Origin of the sequence: Streptomyces aureus (genome assembly GCF_001418135.1) — a bacterium.
Classification (GTDB): domain Bacteria; phylum Actinomycetota; class Actinomycetes; order Streptomycetales; family Streptomycetaceae; genus Streptomyces; species Streptomyces aureus_A.
The window spans coordinates 1-5,720 of the sequence record NZ_LIPQ01000538.1; the positions used below are offsets into that span (position 1 = coordinate 1).

Genomic DNA, 5,720 nt, shown 5'->3' on the forward strand with positions numbered 1-5,720 from the left:
TCCCCGCGGAGGGCCTCGCCGGCGAGCGGCCGGAAGGGCGCGGCCCGGGCCGCTCAGGCGCCGCCGGCCGTGAGGGTGCGGGTGAGGAGCGGCAGCAGACGGTCCCAGTGGCGCCGCGTCCCGTCCGGGCTGTACGCGCTCGTGTCGGCCATGGTGAAGCCGTGGACGGTGCCGGGGTAGATCTCGTTGCTGTGGCGGACGCCGGCGGCTTCCAGTACCTCGTTGAGCCCGCCGAACTCCTCGGGCGTCATGTCACCCTCGGCGATCCCGAAGTGCACCTCGGCGGTGACCTTCGGGGCGAGGAGGTGCGGGCTGTCGGCCGCGTCCGTGATCAGGGCCCCCGGGTGGAATCCGGCGACGGCGGCGACCCGGTCGGGGTGGGCGGCGGCGGTACGCATCGCCAGGACGCCACCCAGGCAGTAGCCGACGACGGCGACGGGCCCCTCGCGGACCTCGGGCCGGTCCGCGAGGAACGAGAGGTACGCGTCGGCGTCGGCCAGCACGCGCTCGGTGGTGTGCGCGAGGTAGAACGGCATGAGCTGCTCGAAGAGCCCGGGCCGTTCCTCCTCCCCGATGTGCTCGGGAAGGTCGATGAGGGGCGCCCGCCCCTCCCGGTAGTAGACGTTGGGCACGAGCACGTAGTAGCCGTGCGCGGCGAGCTCGCGCGCCATCTCCTCCAGCCGCGGCCGCGGGCCGAACACGTCCATGTAGAAGAGCACGCCAGGGTGCTGCCGGCCGTCGTCGGGGAAGGCGGCGAAGGCGTCGGCCTGGCCGTCGGGGGTGGGTATCCGCAGTGTCGTGGTGGCCATGGAACGACCGTAACAGTCATGATCAACAAGGGTGCGGGCCGCCGGCCTTCTTCGTCGGACCACGTCCCTTCGGCGGACGGGCCGTCCGCAGGCGCGGGGCGTCGTCGTCGGGAACGTCCGGGGAGGCGAAGTGGAAGGGCACCCCGAGGTGCTCGGCGAGCGCCCGGCCCGCCTCTTCGGCGACGGGACCCGGGGGCAGGCCGTCACGGCGGTGATGGACGGTCGCCAGATGGCCTTCTCCGGCCGGGTGATCCAGGACCGCGACCACCACGACGAACCAGTCGTTCACCGTGTCGCCGTCCCACAGCGCCTCCACGGCGACCACCCGGCCCGGCAGCGCTGCGGCACGGTCGGCGAGTGAGGCGAGGTCGAGAGGATCGGGTGGCGTGTACCGCACCTGATCGCCGAGCGCCTCGTAGCGCGCGTGGACCACCTGCTCGGCCTCGCGCAGCCCCAACTCCAGTGGCTTCAGGGCGTCCCACACCGCCTTGAGCGCCAGCAGTCGGCGGTCGCGCGTCACGTGCGAGTCGACCTCCTGCCGGGTCCGCTCGTCCAGGTAGGCCCACCAGCCGCTCACCGTGCCCCCGGTCCGTCGTCCGCGTTCGCGAGCCGGTGGGCTTCGGCGGTCACCTCGGCGTCGACCCGCGCCGTCGAGCTGTCGCCGTGTCCGAGCGGGGCGTACTCGTCGAGTACCGGCGGAAGCAGGTCGTGCGCCTCGTGGTCCGCCCCGGCGCGCGTGCGTGCGGCGAGCATCCGCAGCGCGGGACCGTCCCGCCCGGCGACGAGCGCGTCACAGGCCGCGCCGACGCCATCGGCGTCGGGGAGCTCGCCCGCACTCCGGAGCACGGCACGGTCCCGCAGCCGGCGGGCCGCTGTATCGGTCGACGTCGACGGCATCCGTCCATGATTCCCGTACTCCGGGCGATCGGCGAGGGGATATCGCCGCGCCTTCCCCGTCGGCGTCTTAACGGTTTGCCGCCGGTGAGCCGGGTCGGGTAGGAAGCTCGCATGCTGAGGGGTAGCAAGGTCGGGCTCAGGGCTCGGCACGAGGAAGACATCCCGGTCCTTCGGACCGAGCTCTACGACGACGTGGTCAACGCCTCGCGAGCCGAAGCGGGGCCCTGGCGGCCGGTCACGCCGGGTTCGAAGGACCGGCGGCTCGTCGTGGACGACTCGGCGGAGGGCCATGTGCCGTTCTCCTGGTGGAGTTGGAGGGCGGCACCCTGATCGGTACCGCGACCCTGTGGGGCATCGACACTCACAACCGGGTCGCGCACATCGGGTTGGGACTGCTGCCGGCCGCCCGCGGCAGGGGCTACGGCACCGATGTGGTCGCGACGCTGTGCCACTACGGCTTCGTCGTACGCAGCCTCCAGCGGCTGCAGATCGAGACGCTGGCGGACAACACCGCGATGCTGCGCTCCGCCGAGAGCAACGGCTTCGTCCGCGAGGGCGTGCTGCGGTCCTCGGCCTGGGTGATGGGCGAGTTCCTGGACGAGGTCATCCTCGGACTCCTCGTCCAGGAGTGGAAGCCGAAGCCGGGGGTCTAGGTAGCGGCCGGGGACAGCGGTCCCGGGGCGGCGATCCGGGCCGCGCCGATCACGTACGCCTCCGTGCACGCGAACAGCCGGTAGTGCTCGCACGCCCGGCCCGGCCGTCCGTCGGCGGATCCGTCGTTCCGGCCGGTCGGTTCACCACGCCTCGATCACCGGCGCCTCCGGCTCGTGCTTCCGCCAGGCCTCGTTGAGCCGCGTGAGCCGGTCCGTGGTGGCGATGCCGTGCAGGGACGCGATCCTGCCGTCGCTGACCGCGAACGCCACCGCGCCCACGACCCGGCCGTCGACGACGGCGAGCACGGCCGGGGCGCCGTTGACCACCGCGAGGTGGATCGAGGGCGTGCCGCCGGCCAGGCGCCGTTTCGCCGGCGTGGGCCTGAAGCCGGCCCGCGCGAAGGAGGCGACCCGTTCGCGCGTCGTGACCCGCAGCAGCCGCTTGGCCAGTCCGGCACCGTCCGAGACCGCCGTCACGTCGTCGGTGAGCAGTGCCACCAGCCTATCGGTGCGCCCCGACACGGCGGCGGCCAGGAACTCCTCGACGACCCGGCGGGCGGACGCGGGGTCGGCCTGGACGCCACCGCGGCGGCGCTCGGCGGCGACCCGGGTCCGGGCCCGGTGGATGTGCTGCTGGCTCGCGGACTCGGTGATGTCGAGGATCCCGGCGATCTCGGCGTGGCTGTACGAGAAGGCCTCACGCAGGACGTAGACGGCCCGCTCGACCGGTGAGAGGCGCTCCAGGAGGGTCAGTACGGCCAGCGACACCGATTCGCGCTGCTCGAAGGTGTCGGCGGGGCCGAGCATCGGGTCGCCTTCGAGGAGCGGTTCGGGCAGCCAGGCGCCGGCCGGGTGCTCGTGGCGCGTGTGCGCCGAACGCAGCCGGTCGAGGCAGCGGTTGGTGAGGACCTTGGTCAGCCACGCCTCCGGGACCTCGATCCGTTCGCGGTCCGCGGTCTGCCAGCGCAGGAACGTGTCCTGTACGGCGTCCTCGGCGTCGGCGGCCGAGCCGAGCATGCGGTACGCGATCGAGGCCAGCCGGCCACGGCCGGCCTCGAAGCGGTCGACGGCTGCACTGTCCATGCGGAACACCCTAGGCGTCGACCCTCACGTCGGTGCGGTCGGTGCGGTCGGTGCGGTCGGTGCTAGCGGTGCGGTCGGCGCGGTCGGTGACGGCGGGTGTCGGTGCGGTGGTCAGGCGGCGCCTGCGCTTCGGCAGGCCGGAGGTCGGGTGGGCGATGCCCCACCCGGCACCCTTGAGCACGCCCGCCTTGAGCCGCGCGGCGGTCCGGCCGCCCAGGTACCAGGCCTTCGACCGGACGTTCCCGTCCACCATCTGGAAGATGGCGTCCCGCCGTCCGAGGCTGATGTGGTTGCCGTAGTACTTCAGTCCGACGGTCGGGACCTCGCCGCCCGTCAGGCGCGCGATGATCGCGGCGGTCGCCTGCATGGTGGTGAAGCCGGCCGAGGCGCAGGACATCGGCAGCGGCCGTCCGTTGTCGCCGATCGCGTGGGCGGAGTCCCCGGCGGCGTAGACGTCCGGGTGCGAGACCGAGCGCATGGTGCGGTCGACGACGATCCGGCCGGTCTCGGTGACCTCCAGACCGGCGGCGGCCGCGAGGGGGTGTGCGGCGAACCCGGCCGACCACACGGTCACGTCGGCCGGGATGGGCGTACCGCCGGCGGCGATCGCCCGGGTCGGCTCGACGGCCTCGACGGCGGTGTGTTCGTGGACGGTGACGCCGAGCCGGTCGAAGGCCTGGCGGAGGTGCCGGCGGGCCTTCGGGGAGAGCCAGGCGCCCAGTTCGCCGCGGGCGGCGAGGGTGACCGTGAGGTCGGGCCGGGACTCGGCGAGCTCGGTGGCGGTCTCGATGCCGGTCAGCCCCTCGCCGACGACCAGCACGGTGCCGCCCGCACCGAGGGCGGCGATGCGCTCGCGCAGGCGCAGCGCTGAGGAGAGGCCGGCCACGTCGTGGGCGTACTCGGCCGCGCCGGGGACGCCGTGGTGGGCCACGGAGCTGCCGAGGGCGTAGAGGAGGGTGTCGTACGCGAGCTCGTCGGTGCGGGTGTCGCCTTCCCGGAAGGCGCCGTCCCCGCCGTCCCTGCCCTCCCCGCCGGTCGTGGCGGCTGTCGGGGTCACGGTGACGGTCCTGCGCCCGGGGTCGATGCCGGTGACGTGGGCCAGCCGCACCCGCACCCCGGTGCCCGCGAAGACGTCGGTGAGCTTGCGGACCCCGAGGTCCTGGCCGCTCGCGAGCTGGTGGAGCCGCATCCGCTCGACGAAGTCGGGGGCGGCGTTGACGACGGTGATCTCGGTGTCGGCGGGGGAGAGCCGGCGCGCCAGGTTTCCGGCGGCGTGGGCCCCGGCGTATCCGGCGCCGAGTACGACGATGCGGTGCTTCATGGCGATGCTCCTGTCTCGTTCGGGCGCCCCTTGAACGGGATGGAGCATCGATTGCTGACAGGAGTGGGATGTGACGCCGGTCACGCCGGTCAGGTGGGTCACGCCCGTCACCCCGGTCGCGTCGGGCGTGCCGGTCACTCCTGGCGAAGGCCCGTCGCCGGGGCCGTACGCCGGCCGATTGACATCTGTGGTGCGTCAATCCTCGCGATCTTGGTGTTGGCCCCCGCCCGCCGCGTGATGCAAGGCTCCGGCCATGGACATCTTCAGGACGAACAACGGTCTGGCCCAGGGCTTCCGGGCATCCGCCGACGTCGTCGCCGCGCTCGGAATCCCGTACGCCGCACCGCCCTTCGGCGCCGACCGGTTCCGCGCGCCCCGCCCGGCGGCCGCGTGGAGCGGAGTGCGGGACTGCGCGAAGTTCGGCCCGATCGCGCCGCAGTCGGCGGAACTCCCGGGGGCGCCCGTCTGGTCTCCCGGTGACGAGGACATCCTCACCCTCAACATCTGGACCCCCGCACCCGACGGCGGCCGGCTCCCCGTCCTGGTCTGGATCCACGGCGGTGCGTACACCTTCGGCTCCTCGGCGCAGCCCGACTTCGACGGCACCGTGCTCGCCCGTGCCGGTCTGGTCGTGGTCACCTTCAACCACCGCATCGGCTTCGAGGGCTTCGGTCACGTCCCGGGCGGTGCGGCGTCCGGCCATCCGGACAACCGGGGTCTGCTCGACCAGGTCGAGGCGTTGCGGTGGGTACGGGACAACATCGCCGCCTTCGGTGGCGACCCCGGCAACGTCACGATCGCCGGCCAGTCCTCCGGAGCCGGCTCCGTCGCCTGTCTGATGGTGATGGACCTCGCCCGTGGACTGTTCCGCCGCGCCATCGCCCACAGCCCCGCCAGCCCCTGCTACACGCCCGAGATCGCCGAGGCGACCACCCGCGAGATCGCCGCGGCGATCTC

6 protein-coding genes and 1 pseudogene are annotated in these 5,720 nt (G+C 73.3%); 2 read left to right on the plus strand and 5 right to left on the minus strand.

The genetic code is table 11. The annotated features are described in order from the left end of the window. Nucleotides 1–53: 53 nt before the first annotated feature. The 3 genes from AOK00_RS33380 to AOK00_RS33390 are packed head-to-tail and all read right to left on the minus strand — an operon-like array spanning nucleotide 54 to nucleotide 1,706. Nucleotides 54–809, minus strand: coding sequence for a dienelactone hydrolase family protein (locus AOK00_RS33380; protein ID WP_055603894.1), 756 nt, complete (start codon nucleotides 807–809; stop codon nucleotides 54–56). A gap of 22 nt (nucleotides 810–831) precedes the next feature. Then, nucleotides 832–1,386 (minus strand): hypothetical protein, encoded by a 555-nt coding sequence (locus AOK00_RS33385; protein ID WP_055603895.1) that lies wholly within the window; start codon nucleotides 1,384–1,386, stop codon nucleotides 832–834. Beyond that, nucleotides 1,383–1,706: a hypothetical protein gene (locus AOK00_RS33390; protein ID WP_055603896.1), complete on the minus strand. Its 324-nt coding sequence runs from the start codon at nucleotides 1,704–1,706 to the stop codon at nucleotides 1,383–1,385. The genes AOK00_RS33385 and AOK00_RS33390 overlap by 4 nt, the downstream gene beginning before the upstream one ends. Before the next feature lie 111 nt (nucleotides 1,707–1,817). Here AOK00_RS33390 and AOK00_RS33395 point away from each other — a divergent pair. Further along, nucleotides 1,818–2,359 (plus strand): annotated as a pseudogene (locus AOK00_RS33395) (GNAT family N-acetyltransferase). Between the two features lie 141 nt (nucleotides 2,360–2,500). On the opposite strand, the gene AOK00_RS33400 reads toward AOK00_RS33395, so the two are convergent. Together AOK00_RS33400 and AOK00_RS33405 are read right to left on the minus strand one after the other, a co-directional pair. Beyond that, on the minus strand, nucleotides 2,501–3,442 hold the full coding sequence (locus tag AOK00_RS33400) for a sigma-70 family RNA polymerase sigma factor (RefSeq protein WP_055603898.1): 942 nt from the start codon (nucleotides 3,440–3,442) through the stop codon (nucleotides 2,501–2,503). A 10-nt stretch (nucleotides 3,443–3,452) separates the two neighbouring features. Continuing rightward, nucleotides 3,453–4,763, minus strand: a complete 1,311-nt coding sequence (locus AOK00_RS33405; protein ID WP_055603897.1) for an NAD(P)/FAD-dependent oxidoreductase — start codon at nucleotides 4,761–4,763, stop codon at nucleotides 3,453–3,455. 253 nt (nucleotides 4,764–5,016) lie between these two features. On the opposite strand from AOK00_RS33405, the gene AOK00_RS33410 reads away from it, so the two are divergent. Further along, nucleotides 5,017–5,720 (plus strand): carboxylesterase family protein (locus AOK00_RS33410; RefSeq protein WP_159041910.1); only part of this gene is annotated, 704 nt, incomplete at its 3' end.

Coding starts and splice junctions, on each gene's coding strand:
- AOK00_RS33400 (WP_055603898.1), bottom strand. CDS start 3,442: ATGGACAGTGCAGCCGTCGACCGCTTCGAGGCCGGCCGTGGCCGGCTG.
- AOK00_RS33390 (WP_055603896.1), bottom strand. CDS start 1,706: ATGCCGTCGACGTCGACCGATACAGCGGCCCGCCGGCTGCGGGACCGT.
- AOK00_RS33380 (WP_055603894.1), bottom strand. CDS start 809: ATGGCCACCACGACACTGCGGATACCCACCCCCGACGGCCAGGCCGAC.
- AOK00_RS33405 (WP_055603897.1), bottom strand. CDS start 4,763: ATGAAGCACCGCATCGTCGTACTCGGCGCCGGATACGCCGGGGCCCAC.